This is a genomic window from Vibrio paucivorans, from assembly GCF_054053395.1.
The window spans coordinates 1,312,281-1,332,742 of record NZ_CM133230.1; the positions used below are offsets into that span (position 1 = coordinate 1,312,281).

General features: G+C 45.2%; 18 protein-coding genes. 7 read left to right on the top strand and 11 right to left on the bottom strand.

Annotated features, from left to right (window positions below):
- Positions 1-20 precede the first annotated feature (20 nt).
- From ACXABW_RS06160 to ACXABW_RS06170, 3 genes are all read left to right on the top strand, one after another.
- Positions 21-1,595, top strand: a complete 1,575-nt coding sequence (locus ACXABW_RS06160) for a L,D-transpeptidase family protein (protein WP_457524563.1) — start codon at positions 21-23, stop codon at positions 1,593-1,595.
- A 189-nt stretch (positions 1,596-1,784) separates the two neighbouring features.
- Positions 1,785-2,327, top strand: a complete 543-nt coding sequence (locus tag ACXABW_RS06165; RefSeq protein WP_265686628.1) for a DUF882 domain-containing protein — start codon at positions 1,785-1,787, stop codon at positions 2,325-2,327.
- A 76-nt stretch (positions 2,328-2,403) separates the two neighbouring features.
- On the top strand, positions 2,404-3,060 hold the full coding sequence (locus ACXABW_RS06170; protein WP_457524565.1) for an MBL fold metallo-hydrolase: 657 nt from the start codon (positions 2,404-2,406) through the stop codon (positions 3,058-3,060).
- Here the strand turns inward: ACXABW_RS06170 and ACXABW_RS06175 are convergent.
- Complete coding sequence (locus tag ACXABW_RS06175; protein WP_457524567.1) at positions 3,057-3,743, bottom strand: DUF2982 domain-containing protein; 687 nt, start codon at positions 3,741-3,743, stop codon at positions 3,057-3,059. The genes ACXABW_RS06170 and ACXABW_RS06175 overlap by 4 nt on opposite strands.
- A gap of 211 nt (positions 3,744-3,954) precedes the next feature.
- On the opposite strand from ACXABW_RS06175, the gene ACXABW_RS06180 reads away from it, so the two are divergent.
- The gene (locus ACXABW_RS06180; protein WP_457524568.1) at positions 3,955-4,338 is read left to right on the top strand and encodes a MarR family transcriptional regulator; all 384 of its coding nucleotides are present in this window, start codon (positions 3,955-3,957) and stop codon (positions 4,336-4,338) included.
- A 166-nt stretch (positions 4,339-4,504) separates the two neighbouring features.
- Here the strand turns inward: ACXABW_RS06180 and ACXABW_RS06185 are convergent, their stop codons facing one another.
- The 5 genes from ACXABW_RS06185 to ACXABW_RS06205 all read right to left on the bottom strand — a co-directional run bounded on the left by ACXABW_RS06185 (position 4,505) and on the right by ACXABW_RS06205 (position 8,268).
- On the bottom strand, positions 4,505-4,900 hold the full coding sequence (locus ACXABW_RS06185; RefSeq protein ID WP_457524570.1) for a hypothetical protein: 396 nt from the start codon (positions 4,898-4,900) through the stop codon (positions 4,505-4,507).
- Between the two features lie 437 nt (positions 4,901-5,337).
- The gene (locus ACXABW_RS06190; protein WP_252030493.1) at positions 5,338-5,520 is read right to left on the bottom strand and encodes a hypothetical protein; all 183 of its coding nucleotides are present in this window, start codon (positions 5,518-5,520) and stop codon (positions 5,338-5,340) included.
- Between the two features lie 169 nt (positions 5,521-5,689).
- Positions 5,690-6,685, bottom strand: coding sequence for a J domain-containing protein (locus tag ACXABW_RS06195; RefSeq protein WP_457524572.1), 996 nt, complete (start codon positions 6,683-6,685; stop codon positions 5,690-5,692).
- A 40-nt stretch (positions 6,686-6,725) separates the two neighbouring features.
- Entirely contained in the window at positions 6,726-7,409 is a 684-nt protein-coding gene (locus ACXABW_RS06200; RefSeq protein ID WP_252030495.1) for a DUF2786 domain-containing protein, read from the bottom strand.
- A gap of 172 nt (positions 7,410-7,581) precedes the next feature.
- On the bottom strand, positions 7,582-8,268 hold the full coding sequence (locus ACXABW_RS06205; RefSeq protein WP_252030496.1) for a DUF3334 family protein: 687 nt from the start codon (positions 8,266-8,268) through the stop codon (positions 7,582-7,584).
- A 212-nt stretch (positions 8,269-8,480) separates the two neighbouring features.
- Between ACXABW_RS06205 and ydiJ the strand changes: the two genes are divergently transcribed.
- The 3 genes from ydiJ to ACXABW_RS06220 all read left to right on the top strand — a co-directional run bounded on the left by ydiJ (position 8,481) and on the right by ACXABW_RS06220 (position 13,841).
- Positions 8,481-11,513, top strand: coding sequence for a D-2-hydroxyglutarate dehydrogenase YdiJ (gene ydiJ / locus ACXABW_RS06210; RefSeq protein ID WP_457524574.1), 3,033 nt, complete (start codon positions 8,481-8,483; stop codon positions 11,511-11,513).
- Between the two features lie 109 nt (positions 11,514-11,622).
- Positions 11,623-12,084: a methyltransferase family protein gene (locus tag ACXABW_RS06215; RefSeq protein ID WP_457524576.1), complete on the top strand. Its 462-nt coding sequence runs from the start codon at positions 11,623-11,625 to the stop codon at positions 12,082-12,084.
- Between the two features lie 137 nt (positions 12,085-12,221).
- Positions 12,222-13,841: a S1 family peptidase gene (locus ACXABW_RS06220; RefSeq protein ID WP_457524578.1), complete on the top strand. Its 1,620-nt coding sequence runs from the start codon at positions 12,222-12,224 to the stop codon at positions 13,839-13,841.
- Positions 13,842-13,900: 59 nt separating this feature from the next.
- On the opposite strand, the gene ACXABW_RS06225 is transcribed toward ACXABW_RS06220, so the two are convergent.
- From ACXABW_RS06225 to hutI, 5 genes are all read right to left on the bottom strand, one after another.
- Complete coding sequence (locus ACXABW_RS06225) at positions 13,901-14,620, bottom strand: DUF3581 domain-containing protein (RefSeq protein ID WP_265686637.1); 720 nt, start codon at positions 14,618-14,620, stop codon at positions 13,901-13,903.
- Positions 14,621-14,752: 132 nt separating this feature from the next.
- On the bottom strand, positions 14,753-16,285 hold the full coding sequence (gene hutH, locus ACXABW_RS06230; RefSeq protein ID WP_457524580.1) for a histidine ammonia-lyase: 1,533 nt from the start codon (positions 16,283-16,285) through the stop codon (positions 14,753-14,755).
- A gap of 24 nt (positions 16,286-16,309) precedes the next feature.
- Positions 16,310-18,007 carry a urocanate hydratase gene (gene hutU, locus ACXABW_RS06235; RefSeq protein ID WP_457524582.1) on the bottom strand — a complete coding sequence of 566 codons (1,698 nt, stop codon included), beginning with the start codon at positions 18,005-18,007 and terminating at the stop codon, positions 16,310-16,312.
- A gap of 185 nt (positions 18,008-18,192) precedes the next feature.
- Positions 18,193-19,242, bottom strand: coding sequence for a formimidoylglutamase (gene hutG / locus ACXABW_RS06240; RefSeq protein ID WP_457524584.1), 1,050 nt, complete (start codon positions 19,240-19,242; stop codon positions 18,193-18,195).
- Positions 19,235-20,458 (bottom strand): imidazolonepropionase, encoded by a 1,224-nt coding sequence (hutI, locus tag ACXABW_RS06245; RefSeq protein ID WP_457524586.1) that lies wholly within the window; start codon positions 20,456-20,458, stop codon positions 19,235-19,237. Before hutI ends, hutG begins: the two co-directional genes overlap by 8 nt.
- Between the last annotated feature and the right edge of the window lie 4 nt (positions 20,459-20,462).

Sequence of the window (20,462 nt, forward strand, 5' to 3'; positions counted from 1 at the left end):
GCAGGGAAATGAGTGTGTAGATGAAAGCGTGGCGATTGCTCTTAATTTCAACATTAATCTTACCGATCTCCATCTTATCGACCAAGGTATGGGCGTTAGAGCGATTTGAGCAACTGACTTGGCTTGAATCGGACTCTGAAGTCGTTTCGCTTATTCAATACCCAGAGCTTGTTTCTCGTGTTTACCAAGAAAATGACGACCAACTGATTTGGTTCGATTTAGAACAAAGCCAACAGTTGGAGCTGAAACTAGAGATGATTCAGAGAGCTGGCTTTAGCCCTTTGTTTGTTAGGCAGCTTAAACATCTACGTCAGTTTCGACAGCAGAACCGCTGGTTTGAATACGACTTGTTGGCCACAGATACGACCTTGCTTTACATGAGTTATGCACAGCAAGCCCCTAGCTTAGGAGAAGCTTGGTTTTTTCAAGGTCAGTCACTTAACTATCTTCCAGAGCCAAGCCGAGATTCGGTGCTGTCGCTGTTTGTCGCGATTGAGTTGCAGCAGTTAGACGAGTTACTCGACACTTTTACCCCTACGACCCAAGGTTACATTCAGCTCACGAAATCCTATCAACATCTTCGCTCTGTCCATCGAGAAGAGATACCAGCTTATCGTCAACGCGGGCTGGCCAAGACAGGGGATAAGCTCAGTGATCGAGACACTCTGGTTAAACGCTTAGCACTCGTCGATATTGATATAAGCAAAGTGCGCAGTGATGTGTCTTGGTTCGATGCGAGTTTGACTGAGCCTGTAAAAGCCTTTCAGCGGTTACATGGCCTAACGGTAGATGGAATTATTGGGCCCGCGACGATCAAGTGGCTAAACCTCAGTGCGGAGGATCGTTTATCGATGTTGGCGCTTAATGCTGAGCGCTCGCGAATCTGGCCAATTCAGAGAGAGACGATCATTCTCGTCAATGTTCCTAGCTTCGATATGAAGTATTGGTATTCGGGGGAAGCCGTGTTTGAGTCGAAAGTTGTGGTAGGTAAGACGTCACGCAAAACACCTCTTATGGCCACCAAGCTCGATTCTCTTATATTGAACCCCACTTGGAATGTGCCGCGTAAGATTATGGTCGAAGACATTCTTCCACAGGTTAAGCTCGACAATAATTACTTAACTAAGAACAAGATAGATATTGTGAAACGCTGGAATGCCGACAGCCCTGTAAGTGCTGAAGAAATTGATTGGTCCAGTGTTAATCCCAAAACATTCCCATACAAAATGCGACAACAATCGGGTACAAGCAATGCATTGGGACTGTATAAATTTAATACCCCAAATCGACGAGCAATTTTCTTGCACGATACTCCCAGCAAACATCTGTTTGATGAAGAAACGCGAGCGTTTAGCTCAGGGTGTGTTCGCGTAGAAAAGGCAGATCAATTTGCTACTGTACTGCTAGAAAACCAAGGGCTTGATGAGTTAGTCATTGCTGAAAGTAGCCAAGACACCAACAAAGCCATTCCTCTTAAGCGACGTATCCCAGTCCATATTATTTATCAAACCGTATGGTTTGAGTCGGGAGAAATTCACTACCGTGATGATGTTTACCGCTACGACAACGTAGCGCACAACAACGGTAAGAGTTAGCCGATTGTTTGATATTTGCACAATTCTGACATTTTTACTGACAAATTTATTTTTCTTTTCTGCTCAATAATTAAGCGCCAGTCACTGGTGTATTTGCCGCTTTGAGCACACTTTATGCATTTGAACTTGTCAAAATAGTCCGGTAGTGTCCGCTTCCGGTCCATAAATCAACGTTCAAAGGTCAGTAGAGTGCAGGTATCTCGTCGTCATTTCATTAAGTTAGCGGGTAGCGGTTTAGTTGTAGCGTCAGGTCTTCCTCGTCTTGCTCAAGCAGGCTATCCAGATAAGCCTCGTGAGCTTGCAATGAATAACCTACATACTGGCGAGACATTAGAGACTCAATATTTTAACGGTCACCAATATCTTGAAGCCGAGTTAGCTAGACTGGACCACATTTGCCGAGATTTTCGCCGCAATGAAGTTCATCCAATGGACAAGCGCTTATTCGACAACATTAGCCAAATACAATCAATGATTGGCACATCTAATGAAGTTCAAATCATTTCGGGGTACCGTTCTCCAGCAACCAATGAAGCGCTACGTAGCCAGTCAAATGGCGTGGCAAAAAAGAGCTTCCACATGTTGGGACAAGCCATTGACTTTCGAGTAGAAGGCGTTGACCTAAAGCAACTGCGTGATGCTGCTATCGAGCTGAAAGCGGGTGGAGTGGGTTACTATCCAGGGAGTAACTTTATCCATATCGATACTGGACCGGTACGAAACTGGGCATAACCACTTGCTAAGATTGTAATCACTGCGCGGTGGTGTCATAGTTCACCCTAGTTTCGATAAGGCTTAAGGTTAAGATATGTCTCTAAAGTATCAAGTTGTTCCAGTGACGTCGTTTTCTCAAAATTGCTCTATTGTTTGGTGTGATGAAACCATGGAAGGCGTTGTCGTTGATCCTGGTGGTGACGTAAAGCAACTTGCAATGTTGATTAAAGAGCTTGGAGTTAAGGTAGTTAACTTAGTTCTGACTCATGGCCACCTTGATCATGTAGGTGGAACAGAGCCTTTGGCTGAAACTTTGGGTGGCGTAAATATTGTTGGCCCACACAAAGCGGACAACTTCTGGCTTCAAGGCCTTGAAAGTCAAAGCCAAATGTTTGGTTTCCCATTAACTGAAGCTTTTGAGCCAAATCAGTGGCTAAACGATGGCGATCAAGTTTCATTTGGTCATCAAGTTTTAGATGTACTTCATACTCCAGGCCATACCCCTGGTCATGTGGTACTGTTCAGTAAAGAAGCGCAATTAGCTTTTGTCGGTGATGTGCTATTTAACGGTAGTGTTGGTCGTACTGATTTCCCTCAGGGCGACTTTGATACCCTGATTAATTCAATCAAAACTAAGTTATGGCCATTAGGCAACGATGTACGTTTTGTACCAGGGCATGGGCCAGAATCAACGTTTGGCCGCGAACGTGCTTCTAATCCTTTTGTCGCTGATGAAATGCCGCTTTACTAACCTTTCATCTGCTCTTGTGATTCTGGCTCGGCAGCTGCAAGGTAGCGTCGAGCTAGTCCAACAAATTCCTCAGCACTCCTATCCAAATCATTCGCTGATATAAACACATCGTAATCGTAACTTTGCCGTTGGTGTCTCATCCGGTTGGCCAGCATTGCCAATAGCCCGGAGTAACGAAAGCCATCACGGCTAGTGTAGGGGTGTGAATCGAGCACCACGTCTTCAAATTGCGTTTCTCGGTGCTGTTGTTTGAGGCCCAAATACAGTAAGGCACGTTGGCTGAGCAATACTTCGGTGGCGATACGAGGACAAATGCCATCCAAGTATGGTTCGTAGTGTTTTAGCTTAATTCCAATCCAAGGCAAAGGCTGCTGCCAACCCTCTGAATCACAGCAACATATTCCGATTTTGCTGATGTTGCTCCACTTAACGACCCAGCCACCTTTGTAAAGGTGCTGCTGAAAATGCGTTGAGGTCAATGTGTAGCTGACGGTGCTTTTCAAGATAAGGATATGACACAGGGTGATAATGAATGCTCCACACCCAATGATCATCAACGCGAGGGGAAGATCTGGAGATAGAAATACTACGGTAGAAATGAGCAGAATGGCAGCAAAAAGTACGAACTTATTGGAGAAAGGATTAACTTTAATCAGCTGATTGGAAAGGTGTAGAGTTTGCATTTTTTGCTACGGCTATATTCAACCGAGACCTCTGTTTATTTATTCAGTACAAATATCACTTACTGTATAAATTGTAGACTCTAGCCGCCGTTGTGCGCATTTTTGCCCCATAAAGTTGCCGATACTCTACAAATCTATACAAATTTTTGGTATAAAACGCGCTTCAAATTTTCACCACTGCAGTGATTGCAGTGAAATGGAGACATACTCGATGAGACTTGCTCATAAGCGTAACGTGCAGATGAAACTGCAAAAGCGCATTAAAGCGACAGTTGCAAACACTGCAGCTCCAAAAAAAGCAAAACCAGCAGTAAAGAAGACTGTGGCTGCAAAAACAACAGCAGAAAAGCCGGCAGTGGCAAAAGCTGTGGCTAAAAGCACTGACGTAGCGCTAACGCCTAAACAGCAACAAGTTCTAGACATTGTCGCGAGCAACGCTGAAGGTATTAACCCTAAAGGTATCGGCCTAGCTGCTGGTCAAGAAGAAGCTAAGGCTGCATCTTGGGCAACTGGCGCACTGAAAAAACTACTAGAAGAAAACCTAGTAGCTAAAGAGCAACTTGCAGGCAACAAAGTTATCTACAAAGCCGTTTAAACTGCAAAGTTATGCCCTTTAGAAATGAGCCTCGCATTTGCGGGGCTTTTTGTTATCAGAACCAACCCCTTCGAAATAGAAATCATGCGTGAGTTTGTGATTATTGCTCTCACAAAAAAAAAGCCTCCGGTAGGAGGCACATAGACAGTGAATAGCGTCGAACTTATTAATGATACTGTTTACCTCTGCCTTCGACGAAAAATACTTCACAGTGATGCTCAAGAGCTAAATCTTGCAATAAAGATTGGTTAACTAGGTCGATACTGGTGGACGCGACGACAGCGCTCGCATTTCCAGATTTAATCGCTTTTATAACGATTTCAACTTCAGACATGGTTTGAGATGGTTTCATCTGAATGATTTTGTTGCAGCTTACGTTGTATGAAGCGAACTGAGAAAGATCAGGACGAGGACATTCAGAAGTAAACAAAATCCACTGCTGGCTACCGGATAACCTCGCTAGGCGTCCTAATACCGACTCATCAATATTCATTGGGTAAGTAGGCTGAGCTAGAATGTTTGCTTTTGAGTAGTTGTGCTGCTGAGTGTTTACCTGAAACATAAATACTGTCCTTTCATACATGCTGTATGTGTATACAGTAGTTTATCTCAAAGTACTGATCAAGAAAAAATTGATGACTTTCTCATCATGTTAATATTGAAGGTATCGTAACTGGTTGATATTAAATGCATTAATTGTAATTTGAGATTATTTAAAGTATGAGTAACTGTGATCGAGATCTATACAGTAGTTGATGAAAACCACTGTATACAGGTAATAAGTACTGTATGAGAAACACGTAGTAGGAGCTGTGGGAACTTTAAAATACTCAGTCATAGAAATGAACTTAGGGAAAAGCAGTTAAGGGTAGAGGGACTAATAGTAGAGCTTATTCAAGCGGTGTTCTGAATAGTGCAGGGGAGCAGAAACAAAAAACGCCCATTTGAAATAGGCGTTTAGGGTAAAGCGAAGTTTTTGACTAACGACGTAGTTCTTACCTAACGACGAAGCTCTAGTCGCTCTCGTTGCTGGATCTCTGCAATATTGAATTGGCGTACATCTAACGTCGCTAAATCATTACACTCTTTGCAGGAATGGTTGGACTTTCCATCAACATAATCATGTTTTACTAATAAACTTGGCTTTTTGCACCAATCACAGATGCCTTCGATTGTGAACATTTTCTCTCCCCACCTAGTTATGTAGGTGTCATATTACGCGCAAATTATGACACATTTTACGTGCTCTAGTTAAGTAATTGTTACCGATAGTGGGAGGGCGATCGATTGCGCAGCCTTGTGAAACCTAAAATCTAACAATCTTGGTACGTGGAAATATGTCTAAATGTAACTACTTATTAACATGTGTGAGGATTATTTTTAATGCACTGTTGAGGCGCTTCATATCGTCGTCGCTGCCCCCTAAATCCGGATGATAGATTTTCGAAAGTTTTTTAAACCTTAGTTTAATTTGCTTTGCGTCTGGGATCTGATTTTGTTTAAAACCGAACATGGCACAAGCGAGTGCAACCCGCTGATCGGTCGCTGGTTGCTTTGGTGGCTGAGACTGTAGTTTTTTGAGCTGTCGAAACAGCGTTTCTAGCTGGCGCTTCTGCTGTTTAATTATTCCTTTCTGCTGTTCTATTGTTTCGGTCTGTTTCTGTTGGTTTTGGACGTGTGAAAGCTTTTTCTTGCTTTGAGCCCGTTTAAACAGCACAAAAGACGCCACCACCAGTAGTAATATGAGTATGACGGTAAGGTAACTGCTATTTGTATTGCCAGTTTCAAGTGGAGGGGAAGCACTAGTGTGGGTCTGAGTCGGTTCATCAAAGGCGATATCTAATTGATCCAGTGAAGAGACCTGCTTGGCTTTTCGTTCATTGAATTTTCGCTCTAGAATCCGCCCATAAGCGTCTTCGCCTTTTGCATCATGTTGTGCCGCGACGTGGTACCAGACTTCTGCCATATCGAGCGGCTTTGGCGTATATGACATGCTTTCATACACAGTACCCAGCGCAATTTGAGCCTGCACATCGCCTGATACAGCAAGGCCAGTTAGCCAATAGAGTGCCTGTGTGACGTTTTGGTTGGTGATTTGTCCCTTGAGTAGGATATTTGCGAGAGCAAACTTAGCTTCGCGATGGCCGTTTTCCGCGGCCTGTTGATACCAATAGAATGCGGTATCTTGCTGCTCTTGAGTCGCTTGTTCTGTATTAAGTAGCTTAGCCAGTTGGTATTGAGCCGAAGCATCTTTTTGCTCGGCTCTAACTGTAAGCTCTTCGATGGTAGAAGCGTTGGTAAAGAAAGGAATCAGGAGAGTGAATATTAAAACAAGTTTAGCGGCCATTCCTTTCCAATTCCTAATGATCTCTACACATTGATGAAGACTATTTTAGCATCTTTGGCGCTTGTGCTCCGTCAATAGGACGGTTCACTGATACCTTTCTGCCTTTTTTAAGCCCAACTTCATAGTCTGCTGTGAGGTTTTTCATCGCTTCCCTTAGTTGTTGCTTGAAGGTTTCACGATCAATATTTTTAAACTCTTTATCAATGTAGTCGTTGATTTTATTTGCAGATTCTTCGTCTGGACTGATTATAGGAAGTTTTTCGAGTGCACCTTCTACCCAGCCTGAAACAAATGAGTTTACTCGACGTGTGACCTCTTGATTTGAAGTACCGCTGCCAGAGAAACTATTACGGAATTGACCTGTGTGCTCGTTCATTTCACGGTAAATGATGTCGAAAGCAAATGCCGCGAAGATTGCTCGGTCGGCTTCACCAATGAATTCAACACGTTTGAGTCCTTTATGATTTAGGAGCACCGCTTCAACGCCAAACTTGGTATTAATTCCACGGATCACTTTTAGGATGGTGGAACCAATATTGGCCGGCAATAAATGACTCGATTGAGTTTTACCCATCTTGATAAATTCGATGTCGTCTTTATCAAGGCCGTATTTCAGCATCAAGCGGTGCGCCATTTTTATTGCGTTGGCTGCTTCGTTTACGTTTGCTGAATTACCTAACTCTAGGCATTTGGCGATTTTCTTTAGGGCTTTCTGTTTACTCATCGACTACAAATTTTGTGCACATAAAATTTAAAGAGTCGGATATATTACTCTTTTTGAGCAAAAAACTGAATATTAGAGTGGTTGCGTAGCACACTTTTAGGTTAACAAATGAAACAAAAACGCCACCGATAATGGTGACGTTCTCTAGAGGACCTGTGTGAACTTATCTCAATCAGATGCCCAGCTCGTCAAGCAAGTCGTTAGCGATGTCATTGTTGTCGCCCGCTGTCTTGTCGTCTTTTTTCTTCTTCATGTTGTTTTGTTGAGCTTCCAAGATTGAATCTGGACTTTCATCTTCTGCCACTTCAAATTCTTCTAATTGAATGAACTCTGTTTTATCCATTGCCAGCTCAAGGTAGAAAATGTTGTTGTTTTCAGTAGAGAACGTCACTCGACGGGCTTGTGGGCGGTCAAGGTTAGTATCAACAGACAAAATAACTTGTTTGTTCAATGACAGCATTTTGGGTTGGTTTTGAGTAATGTTCGTTTGTAGCTCTTTACGGATTTTATTTGTAAAGTCGCCGACCAACTGGTTCATTAATTCCCCCAGGACATCACCCACTTCATCAGACGTGTGTAAGACCGCGAGTTCTTCTTCCGGCATGCCCATATTGCGCATGTAGTTGGTGTAGACCTCTAATGCTGCTTTAGCAGTAAAGTTGATTACAACCAAACCAGAGAAACCACCATCAAACAGTACAAAGCAACCAAAGTCGGGCTTCAAGCTAGTTTTGTTGATCTTTTGGACCATTGCCGAATAGCTAACTTGAGAGTCGGTGGCAGAAGTTAGGACACCAGAAACCGATTGGCAAAGTTTTAATAGAATATCTTCTGTAGTCACGATTTTATTTTTTTTCATTGTTATTTCACTCTTGAATGCTGCCAGTCGTCGATATTGTGGGTGTTATCTGGCGTATATATGATGAAAAGAAAGCTCATGTTCCATTTTGTCATTGAGATTCTGTTTTGATCACCTTTTTAAATGTTGTAAAGTGACGAAATTCAAAGAATATATTCAAATTACACTTTACCCATAGCTGATTGGATCAGCGATTTAGGGGCAGGAAGCATATGTTACCAAGACTTCAATCTCAATCTGATGTCGATCCTATCGTACTCAAATTCCTCAAAGAACTCGCCGAGCGCGGTTTTACGGGCGATATCGAATCTCAATATTCAAGCCGATTAGCGGTTGCGACGGACAACAGTGTCTATCAGCAACTCCCCCAAGCTGTCGTACATCCGAGAACCACTCAAGATGTTTCTCTCATAGGTAAGATTAGCTCAAAACCGGAATTCGAGCGTGTGACATTTTCTCCTCGAGGCGGTGGTACCGGCACCAATGGCCAGTCACTGACAAAAGGCGTTGTAGTTGACTTATCTCGACATATGAACAAGGTGCTCGAGATCAACGAGAAAGAAGGTTGGGTGCGAGTCCAAACGGGTGTAGTAAAAGACCAACTTAACGATGCTGTAAGACCTTATGGCTACTTCTTCTCCCCAGATCTTTCTACCAGTAACCGCGCGACACTTGGTGGTATGATCAATACCGATGCTTCTGGGCAAGGCTCTCTGAAGTATGGCAAGACTTCCGACCACGTACTTTCCTTAGAAGCCGTTTTTGCTGATGGCTCGGTCCTTGAGTCAGACTTATCTAGAGGTTTACCTGAAGAGGGAGAGTTTTCTGCAAAAGCGTTAGAAGTCACCGAGCAGGTGTGCCGAACTAAGCGGAAACAAATCGTAGATAAGTTCCCACCGTTGAACCGTTTTCTCACCGGTTACGATTTAAAGAATGCGCTTGATGAAACGACAGATACCTTTGACCTAACGCGCGTACTATGTGGTGCGGAAGGCTCACTAGCATTCATCACTGAAGCCAAGTTAAACCTTACTCCTATTCCTAAAGCTCGTACTTTAGTTAACGTTAAGTACAACAGCTTTGACGCTGCACTTCGCAATGCGCCGTTCATGGTTGAAGCGAAGGCGCTATCGGTAGAAACCATTGACTCGAAAGTGCTGAACCTAGCAAAACAAGACATTGTTTGGCACACAGTAAGCGATTTGCTTACCGATGTACCAAATCAAGAGCTACTTGGAATCAATATGGTTGAGTATGCAGGGCAAGATGAGGCAGAGGTTGCTGAGCAAGTGGCCGCGTTAACTGCCAAGCTTGAAGAAATGGTCGAGACCAATCAATCCGGCATCATCGGCTATCAGGTATGTAGCGACCTTGCGAGTATTGGCCGTATTTACAATATGCGTAAAAAAGCGGTTGGATTGTTAGGCGCGGCAAAAGGGCGCGCGAAACCTGTGGCGTTTGCTGAAGACACTTGTGTGCCACCAGAGAACTTGGCGGACTTCATTGCTGAATTTAGAGAGCTGCTAGATGGAAAGCAGCTCAATTATGGCATGTTTGGACACGTGGACGCTGGGGTGCTTCATGTTCGTCCTGCGCTGGACCTATGCGATCCGCAACAAGAAGCATTGATGCATGAAGTATCAGATGAAGTGGTCAAATTGGTCGCCAAGTATGGTGGATTAATGTGGGGTGAGCATGGTAAAGGCTTCCGCTCAGAGTATGGCCCCGAGTTTTTTGGTGAGGAGCTGTTTACCGAGTTGAGAAGGGTGAAAGCCGCGTTCGACCCGCATAACAAGATGAATCCAGGTAAGATTTGTACTCCGCTGGATAGTGATGCTCAACTGGTCAAAGTAACTGACACTAAGCGTGGTTACTATGATAGACAGATTGATGTTGAAGTTCGCGACAGCTTTAAACAAGCGATGGAGTGTAACGGTAACGGTTTGTGTTTTAACTATGATACATCGTCGCCTATGTGTCCTTCTATGAAGGTGACGGCAGATCGTAGGCATTCTCCAAAAGGGCGAGCTGGCATAGTAAGAGAGTGGTTAAGGCAGTTAACCGACCAAGGCGTCGACATTCTCGACCTAGAAAAGCAGACACTCGATAACTCCTCATCAATAAAAACGATGGTGGAGCGAGTACGCAACAGCCTTAACAAGAGGCATGAGTATGACTTCTCTCATGAGGTCTACGAGGCGATGAATGGCTGTTTGGCATGTAAAGCCTGTGCGAGTCAATGTCCGATCAAGGTCGATGTCCCGAGTTTTCGTTCTCGCTTCTTAAACATCTACTATTCACGCTATCAAAGGCCGGCTAAGGACTACCTCGTTGCGAACATTGAGACAATGTTGCCATTGATGGCCAAAGCACCTAAAGCGGTGAATATGGTGGTGAAACAACCTTGGGCTCAACGTCTGACAGAAAAAACCGTCGGTTATGTCGACACGCCTCTGATGTCTGTACCAACCCTGACTAATCGTCTTACCGGCCTTAAACAGTTTGATCTTCAAGCGCTGGCGGGAATATCTCAAGCGGATAGAGCCAATCATGTATTAATCGTGCAGGACCCGTTTACCAGCTTCTATGATGCAGAAGTGGTTGAAGATTTTGCACATTTAGTCTCTAAGCTTGGAAAAACACCAGTACTACTGCCGTTTAAGCCAAATGGTAAAGCGCAGCATGTTAAAGGTTTCTTAAAAAGGTTCGCAAGTAATGCGGCCAGTACCGCGGCCTTTTTGAGTAAAGTGGCTGATCTTGAAATTCCTCTAGTTGGTGTCGATCCTGCATTGGTGCTGTGCTATCGCGATGAATATGCGGAAACACTAGGTGAAAAGCGTGGTGATTTTAATGTCCATACGGTGCACGAATGGCTAATGCCAAGGCTTACGGAGTTTGAAGGCAAAGCCGATCAGAAGGAGTCACCTTGGTATCTATTCGCCCACTGTACTGAAAAGACCAAGATGCCAAACGCAGAGAAGGAGTGGGGCACTATTTTTTCTCACTTTGGCGCGAGTCTAAATACAGTAGCTGTAGGCTGTTGTGGTATGGCGGGGACGTTTGGTCATGAGGTCGACAAGCTAGATATGTCGAAAGATATTTATGGCTTGAGCTGGAAACTAAGCTTGGAGTCGATCCCGAAAGATCGAGCGCTTGTCACTGGTTACTCATGTCGTAGTCAAGTGAAGCGATTTGATGGCGTGAAAACTCGCCACCCTCTACAAGCTTTGCTTGAAATCTTATAGACTTAGATATGTTGATGGCTCGAAGTCACGAGTACCAATAATAAGTTGCATGGTAACCCGGTCTTTCAAACCGGGTTACTTGTAATCACGCTGATGGAAACTGTTGCTTATGGAAAAGCTGGAACTAAAAGTCCCACCTGTTTTGCTGTTCTTCATTTTTGCAGGCTTGATGTACCTACTGAATCAACATGTTCATCATTCGCTCTTCAATCTGCCATATCCGATATTTGTTTTATCTATTTCTATAGTGGTTGCAACTGTGATCGGCATGTTAGGTGTGTATGAGTTTCGAAAAGCGAAAACGACCGTCAACCCAGTGAAGCCAGAAACAGCGTCTGCTGTGGTGGACAGTGGCATTTTTTCTATTACTCGTAATCCGATGTACCTAGGTATGTTCCTTGTGTTGTTTGGGATTGGTTATTGGCAGCAAAACATCTTGTGTTTGTTGCTTAGTTTTGGCTTTGTGATTTATATGAATCGCTTTCAAATCGAACCAGAGGAAAGAGCGTTAGAGAAGCTTTTTGGCGCAGAATATGTTGACTATAAACAGAGGGTTAGACGTTGGATCTAGCAATCGATAGCTGAATTCTTGACACTAAGTTATGCGTCGCATTTTTGACGATTATAGCTCTGAACCTTTTCATTACGCTTATCACTATAAATTATCATACGTTCTGAACAAATATATAAATATAAGGAATGTACGATATGAAAGCCCTTCGGCTAGGTTTGCTAGCAGCGAGCGTTGTGACGTTCGCATCACCGCTATCCGCTTCTCCTGAAGCTCGAATTATTGATGGGACAACCGCCAACCAGAGCGATTGGCCTTATATGGTTGCGCTCGTGACTAAAGGTAGCGACGCATATGATGGACAATTCTGTGGCGGAAGCTTAATTGACGAGCGCTATGTACTCACTGCCGCCCATTGTGTGGACTCATTTACGATAAATGATCTCGATGTTGTCGTTGGAATTCATGACTTGACGGAAGAAGGCAGCCAAGGAGTAAGGTTTGCCGTCGACAAGATATATGTTCACGAGAACTACGATTCATACTACCTCTATAATGACATCGCGGTATTAGAGTTAGAGCGTGATGTAGCCAGTAATGAAGCGACACCAGTGACGATTGCTACGAGTTCAACACGTACAACTACCGCTAATGGAACCAATCTTACTGTCGCGGGGTGGGGAACGACCACACCGACCGGCAACGCTGTTGTCCCTGAGCAGTTACAGCAGGTCGAAGTTCAGCTGATTGACCAGCAAACTTGTTTGAATACTTATGGAATAGGAATTTCAAGCAATGAAGACAGTGAAAATTTTTGTGCGGGTGTTGAGCAAGAAGGTTACGACTCATGCCGAGGAGACAGTGGTGGCCCGATCGTAGTTAGCGGAACGGGCGTGCAGTTAGGTATTGTTAGCTGGGGGGCTAATGAGTGTGGTGCTCAAGGTACCTATGGCGTATATACCAATATTAGCTATTACGCAGAATGGATAGAACAACATACATCTGGTTTTAGCTACCCTTCGAAGGAGACGACTGCAGTACAATCGCTGGGAAGTCACACCTATGATTTTGTTTATGCGAATAACTCTGACTCTGACGTCGACTTTTCAGGCTCTTATATTAGTTTCAATGGTAGTGATTTTTACGCATCCATTTCGAGCAATGAATGTACTGATGCTGGAACGTTATCACCGGGCAACACATGTACGATTACCGTGTCTTATTCAAATGATACCTATGGTTCGAAAAGTTATTCTCTTTACCTGAGTTATCAACACAATGGCTCTACCTATAGCACAGAGAGTTATTTAGACTTTGAAGCTGCAACCGCAGCTAGCTCGGCTTTAAGCAACGCGATACCGTGGACCAATACTGGGGTTTATAGCAACGAATATGAATGGCAAGTATCTTCTAACGGTATTCGCTCAGCAGAAATTGGTGACAGTCAAGAAACCTTTCTTTATATCGAAGGTATTCCTGCTGGTGATGTGTCTTTTGATATTGTCGTGTCGACAGAAATCTACGCAGATGAACTCGCTGTTCATATCAACGGTGAGTATATTGATTCAGTGTCGGGAGATGGCTCAGTACCTGTGACTCTTTCTCTTTACGGTGCCTCCAATAGCTTGAAGTTCACCTACCAAAAGGACGGCTCTCTTGATTATGGTGAAGATGTTGTTTATATCAACAATATGCGAAATGGTTCAGCGAGTACGAGTTCTTCTAGCAGCAGCGGTGGAGGTGGTGGCTCTATGGGCTGGTGGAGTATGGTCGCAATCATGGCTCTGATTGTAAGGCGCCGATTAAGCATCGGTTAGTGAAACAAAAAGCCCCGCTGATTGAGCGGGGCTTTTTTTAAATCTTTATATCCGGCCAGTTAAGCTGCTACTTTGGCGAGAAATAAGTCTTTGCGAGCATTAAAGCGATTCACTAGGTCGTCGACAGATTCCTGGTCGTATGGTTTAAGACCACTGGCAACCATGCGCTTGACGCCTTTACCGACAACTTCATCACCTTCTTTAAATGCAAAGTTAAGCGTTACAACGCCGCGTTTACCTTCAACATCGAAAGTCGCACCAAGAAAATCGACTTCTGGATGAGTAAGGTCTAAACGGTCAAACTCAACTTCCATGCTTTCGTAGATAACTAATGGGCGCTGGCAGTTAATCATCATTTGTTGCTCTTCCATTAGAGGAACCATGATGTGTGGGAAGTTCATGCCGGAGAATTGAACGTAATTAGTCACTACGTGTTCAATAAACGCTGCATTGTGGCTAGTTTCCCCTTCGCGTGACATGTGAAGGTATTCTTTACCGTTTGCGTCTACTACCGAGCTTTCCTTTTCACATTTGTTTTCGATGCTCAGAGCAATGCCATCATTAACCATGCCAGAGAAATCGAAACGCATTTTTTGGCTGATGCCTTCTTTTTGCAGTAGTACGGCAAATAGTAGGTCGCCAGGGACACAAAAGCGCTTGTTGTCTTCATCGTGGATTGGGTTGTAATCACCAGCAACTTTCTTTGCAAAGTGGCTTGCTTGTTCACGAGTGAATTGGAACTGATTGTCTTGAGTAGAAAAATAAGGTGTTAAGAACATAATTTACGGTATATAGCCAAAACTGCCGTGAATTATATATGACAATCCTATTTGAATGGTCCATCCAGTGAATTTGAATGACAGAGTTTTGTAAGAATTCGCCCACCTGTTTATGAAGGTGGGCGATATGGGTTACAGACTGGTTAGTATGGATTCTGGCATGAGGTGGTTATGAACTGCCAGTTTGAGTAGAGCGTTAGCCTGCTCAATATCAGGGGCGAAGTAGCGGTCTTTGTCGTAGAACGGCACTTTTTCGCGCAGGATATGTTTGGCTTCTTCAACACGAGCTGATGACTTGTTTGGTGCTCTGAAATCAAGGCCTTGAGCTGCGGCAAGATATTCCACGGCCAAAATACCTCGAGTGTTTTCACCCATTTCACGTAGTCTTCTGCCAGCAAACGTTGCCATGGAAACATGATCTTCTTGGTTCGCTGAAGTTGGTAAGCTGTCTACAGAAGCTGGGTGTGCCAGCGTTTTGTTTTCGCTAGCCAATGCAGCTGAAGTGACCTGAGCGATCATAAAGCCTGAGTTCACACCACCATTGTCGACAAGGAATGGAGGAAGCTTGCTCAATGCGCTATCAATAAGCAATGCCATTCTTCTTTCCGACAAGCTACCAATTTCCGCGATAGCCAGAGCAAGGTTATCCGCAGCCATAGCGACGGGCTCCGCGTGGAAGTTACCACCTGAGATAATGTCGCCATCATCTGCGAATACCAGTGGGTTATCCGACACAGAATTTGCTTCTACTTCAAGCGTTGCCGCTGCATTGCGAATTTGCTGTAAGCACGCGCCCATTACTTGCGGTTGGCAGCGAAGTGAATAAGGGTCTTGGACTTTTTCACAAACAGTGTGTGAGTCGCCAATTTCGCTGTTTACATCGAGTAGGTGGCGGTAAGCAGTCGCTGCATCCATTTGTCCTCGGTGGCCACGCACGCGGTGGATCCTTGGGTCGAATGGACGTCGGCTACCAAGTGCTGCCTCAACGGACATAGCACCACAGACAGTAGCAGAGGCAAATAAATCCTCCGCGACAAACAACCCTTCAAGCGCGAATGCCGTCGATGCTTGAGTCCCGTTTAGCAGTGCTAATCCTTCTTTTGGCGCAAGCGTAATTGACTCAAGCCCTGCAATTTTTAAGGCTTCTAAGCCTGAAATGATTTTTCCGTTGTGGCGCGCTTGGCCTTCACCAAGCAGAACCGTACTCATGTGTGCGAGTGGTGCTAAATCGCCAGATGCACCAACAGAACCCTTTTGTGGAACACAAGGGTAGACCTGAGAGTTCACCAACTCGATAAGCGCATTGATGACCGATAATCGGATACCGGAATAGCCGCGCGACAAGCTGTTAATTTTGAGTACCATCATCAGACGAACTGTTTCATCTGACATGAATTTTCCAATACCTGCAGCGTGAGAAAGGACGATGCTCTTTTGCAAGGTCTCTAGGTCTTCTGGTGCAATACGTGTATTAGCAAGCAACCCGAAACCAGTATTAATACCATAAACGGTGCGATCTTCTGCGATGACTTGGTCAACGACCTGAGTGCTTGCCTCGATATCTGGAATGGCTTCCGGATCAAGAGATAAGTTAACAGGGGAGCGACTTACCTGTCGCAGTTCCTTTAAGCTAATATGGCCTGGCTTTAGCATTAAATTTAACATGTTCATTTTTCCTTAATACTCGGCTTATTTCAGCTTGCGCAGTTCTTCGTTCAGCATTGGCAAGTCTAAGCCTTGCTCTGCAGCACACTTCTTAGCGATGTCGTAACCAGCATCGGCGTGACGCATGACACCTGTTGCAGGGTCGTTATGTAGAACACGTGCAATACGCTCTGATGCATCGTCACTACCATCACAACAAATCACCATGCCTGAGTGTTGTGAGAAGCCCATGCCTACACCGCCACCGTGATGTAGAGATACCCATGTTGCTCCGCCTGCGGTGTTAAGCAGGGCATTCATTAATGGCCAATCTGATACTGCATCAGAACCATCCATCATGCCTTCTGTCTCTCTGTTCGGGCTTGCAACAGAGCCGGAGTCTAGATGGTCTCGCCCGATAACGACTGGCGCTTTAAGTTCGCCATTTTTGACCATTTCATTGAATGCCTGACCTAGTCGTTCACGATCTTTCAAACCAACCCAACAGATGCGAGCAGGCAGACCTTGGAACTGGATACGTTCACGGGCCATGTCTAGCCAGTTGTGCAAGTGCGGGTTATCAGGGATGAGCTCTTTGACTTTTTGGTCTGTCTTGTAGATATCTTCAGGGTCGCCAGATAATGCAGCCCAGCGGAATGGGCCAATACCCTCACAGAATAATGGGCGGATGTATGCAGGAACAAAACCTGGGAAGTCGAACGCATCTTCAACGCCTTTTTCCAACGCCATTTGGCGAATGTTGTTGCCGTAGTCGAGCGTTGCAGCGCCTCTCTCTTGCAGAGCGAGCATTGCTTTTACTTGGATGGCCATTGACTCTTTAGCAGCGTCGACGACACCCGCTTCGTCTTTCAATCGCATGTCCGCAGCATGTGCCATCGACCAGCCAATAGGTAGGTAGCCATTGAGTGGGTCGTGAGCCGAGGTTTGGTCTGTGACAACATCTGGTGTGATATTGCGTTCAACTAGCTCTGGGAAAACATCGGCAGCGTTGCCAAGTAAACCGACTGAAATAGGCGTGTCAGACTCGTAAATCATGGAAAGTGCTTCGTCGACGCTGGTGGCTTTTTTGTCTACATAGCCTGTTCTTAGACGGTAGTCGATGCGTGTTTCATCGCATTCTACAGCGATCATAGAAAACCCAGCCATTGTTGCTGCAAGTGGTTGTGCTCCACCCATGCCGCCTAGGCCACCGGTCAGGATCCAGCGGCCTTTTGCTTCGCCGTCGAAATGCTTTTTGGCTACAGATACGAATGTTTCATAAGTACCTTGAACGATGCCCTGAGAGCCGATGTAGATCCAGCTACCGGCTGTCATTTGGCCATACATCATCAAGCCTTGCTTATCGAGTTCATTGAAGTGCTCCCAGTTCGCCCAGTGAGGAACAAGGTTGGAGTTGGCAATTAATACGCGAGGAGCATTTTTATGAGTTGGGAATACACCGACTGGTTTACCAGATTGAACCAGCAATGTTTGGTCGTCTTCCAGTCGCTCTAGTACTTCTACGATCTTGTCGTAGCACTCCCAGTTGCGAGCTGCGCGGCCGATTCCACCATAAACCACCAAAGAGTGAGGGTGCTCTGCGACATCAGGATCTAAGTTATTCATCAGCATACGCAGTGGTGCTTCTGTTAACCAAGATTTTGCTCGTAACTCACTGCCATGAGGGGCACGAATAGTACGAGTAGTGTCGAGACGCTTATCTTCAGTATGGCGTTCCGTCATGTTGAGACTCCTTCAGTTTCACGTTTACGTTTTACGTTTTACGTTAATTTATATAGGGTTTGTAGGTTATGTAGGTTATGTAGGTTATGTAGGGTTATACGGCGAATGTGGTGAAGCCACGTCCGCCTAATTGGTTAAATACGCTGGGCGTTTATAGTTGTATTTGTGTCATTAACATTGATTACTTACTCAGATTGCCGGCTGGTAACTTTTTCCGCCATTGCATTGGCGATGTCCCAGCAAAGCCGAGCAGCCAGCCGAGCGGTTTGGCTATCGACGTCGTAAGTTGGGTTGTATTCGGCGATGTCTGCCAGCATCAACTTGTTTTTGTAATGCAGAACTCTGTCTAGGAATAAGGCGAGAGTTTCGTAACTCACCCCACGAGCGGCAGGGGCACTGACCCCCGGAGCGGTTGCAGCAGGAAATACGTCCAAGTCGATAGTGAGATAAAGGTAATCGCAGTTATCAATAAAGTGTTGTAGCTGAGTGAGGTGATAAATATGGTTGATATGAGACAGCTGGCTATCTTCGACGTACCAAACACCAAGTTCGTCGGCACGGTTAAATAGCGCTTCGGTGTTACTCGCTCGACTCACACCTAAGCACGCATAATGAAAGTCCCATCCATTGTTCTGGCAGAATTGGTGGATTTGGTTGAATGGTGTTCCTGAGCTTGGCTTAACATCTGCGTGCGGGCTATCAAATGCCCTCAAGTCAAAATGAGCATCAAAGTTAATGATGCCAATTTTGGGGATTTGGTTGTGACATCTTTCCTGTGTTTGCTCTGCTTGGTGTTTTTGTAAATAGTGCGCAAGACCTTGAAAAGACGCCCAAGCTACTTCATGGCCACCACCTAAAGTGATTACAGGGGTAAAAGGTAGCGCAGTGGAAATGACGTGAGCGCAACTTGCTTGGCTTGACTCGAGCAAATCATCTTCACAGACAACATTGCCTAAATCGATTAAAGGGACTTGCTGATGCCAAGCCATGTTAGCTAAGGCGCGGCGAATCAGATCAGGTGATTTTTTAGCGCCGATACGGCCTTTGTTACGAGCAACACCTGCATCACAAGCGAATCCAAGCAGACTGATAGCATGCGTATGCTCATTTAACTCGTCGGCTTGTTTTTGCTTAATCACATGATGGATGCGTTTTCCTTGATCACCGTCTTCCGCATCGTGACGACCTTGCCAGTGAAATTGTTGATTCGTTGGCGTTAACAGTTGTTCAGTCATTGCCGTGCCCTCCATTCAAACACAGCTCGCCCTGTACGATGCGTGCAGATAGGCGAGGGATCCCTACCTGATAACTGAGATCTGCCGGATGGCTAATATCCCAAATCGCGAGGTCGGCATCGAAACCAGCTTTGATTTGTCCACGAGTTGCACCGTAGCCAAGCGCTTTTGCCGCGTGACAGGTCACGCCGCGAAGCGTTTCTTCTGGGGTGAGACCAAACAGGGTGCAACCCATATTCATCATCATAGTCAAATCTGCGAAAGGTGATGTCCCTGGGTTGAAATCCGTTGCGAGCGCTATTGGCACATTGTGTTTACGCAGCATTTCAATAGGGGGCTGCTGGGTTTCTTTTAGGAAATAGAATGCGCCAGGAAGTAATGTCGCGACCGTTCCTGATTCGGCTAAAGCAACGACGCCTTGCTCGTCAAGATACTCAATGTGGTCAGCCGATAGCCCCTGATATTGGGCTGTAAGCGCGGTACCGCCTAGATTAGACAGTTGTTCGGTATGGCCTTTAATTGTTAACCCATGTTGATGGGCCGCTTGGAAGACTTTTTCAGTCTGCTCAACAGAGAATCCTATTGATTCGCAGAACACGTCGACTGAGGTTGCAAGTTTTTCTTCTGCGACCAATGGGATGATCTCTTGGCAAACGTGCTCAATGTACTGGTCGGCTTTTCCTGTAAATTCTGGAGGAACGGCATGAGCGGCCAAAAGAGTAGGAGTAACGCGAATTCTGCGATGATTTTCTAGCGCTTTTGCTGCACGTAGCATTTTGACCTCATCGTCCAGCGTCAGGCCATAACCTGATTTGATTTCAACCGAGGTAACACCCGTTCGGATTAATCCTTCGAGTCGAGGTAAGGCTAATTCTACCAGCTGCTCTACTGACGCTTCGCGAGTCGCTTTCACGGTGGAAAGAATCCCTCCACCTTGTTTCGCAATCTCTTGGTAAGGGACGCCGGTTAAACGCATTTCAAATTCATTAGCTCGATTCCCTGCAAACACAAGATGAGTGTGGCAATCGATAAGCCCTGGGGTGACTAACCTACCTTTGCAATCATAAATCGCAGAAGGGTGGCTTGAAGCAACCTGAGTACCCACTGATGTAATGCTGCCTGCATGGATATTGACTGTGGTAGGTTCGGTTACGGTGTAACCTGTAGTGCCTTGTTCCATTGTTACGAGTCGGGCATTGATAAGCGTTAAATCCATGCAG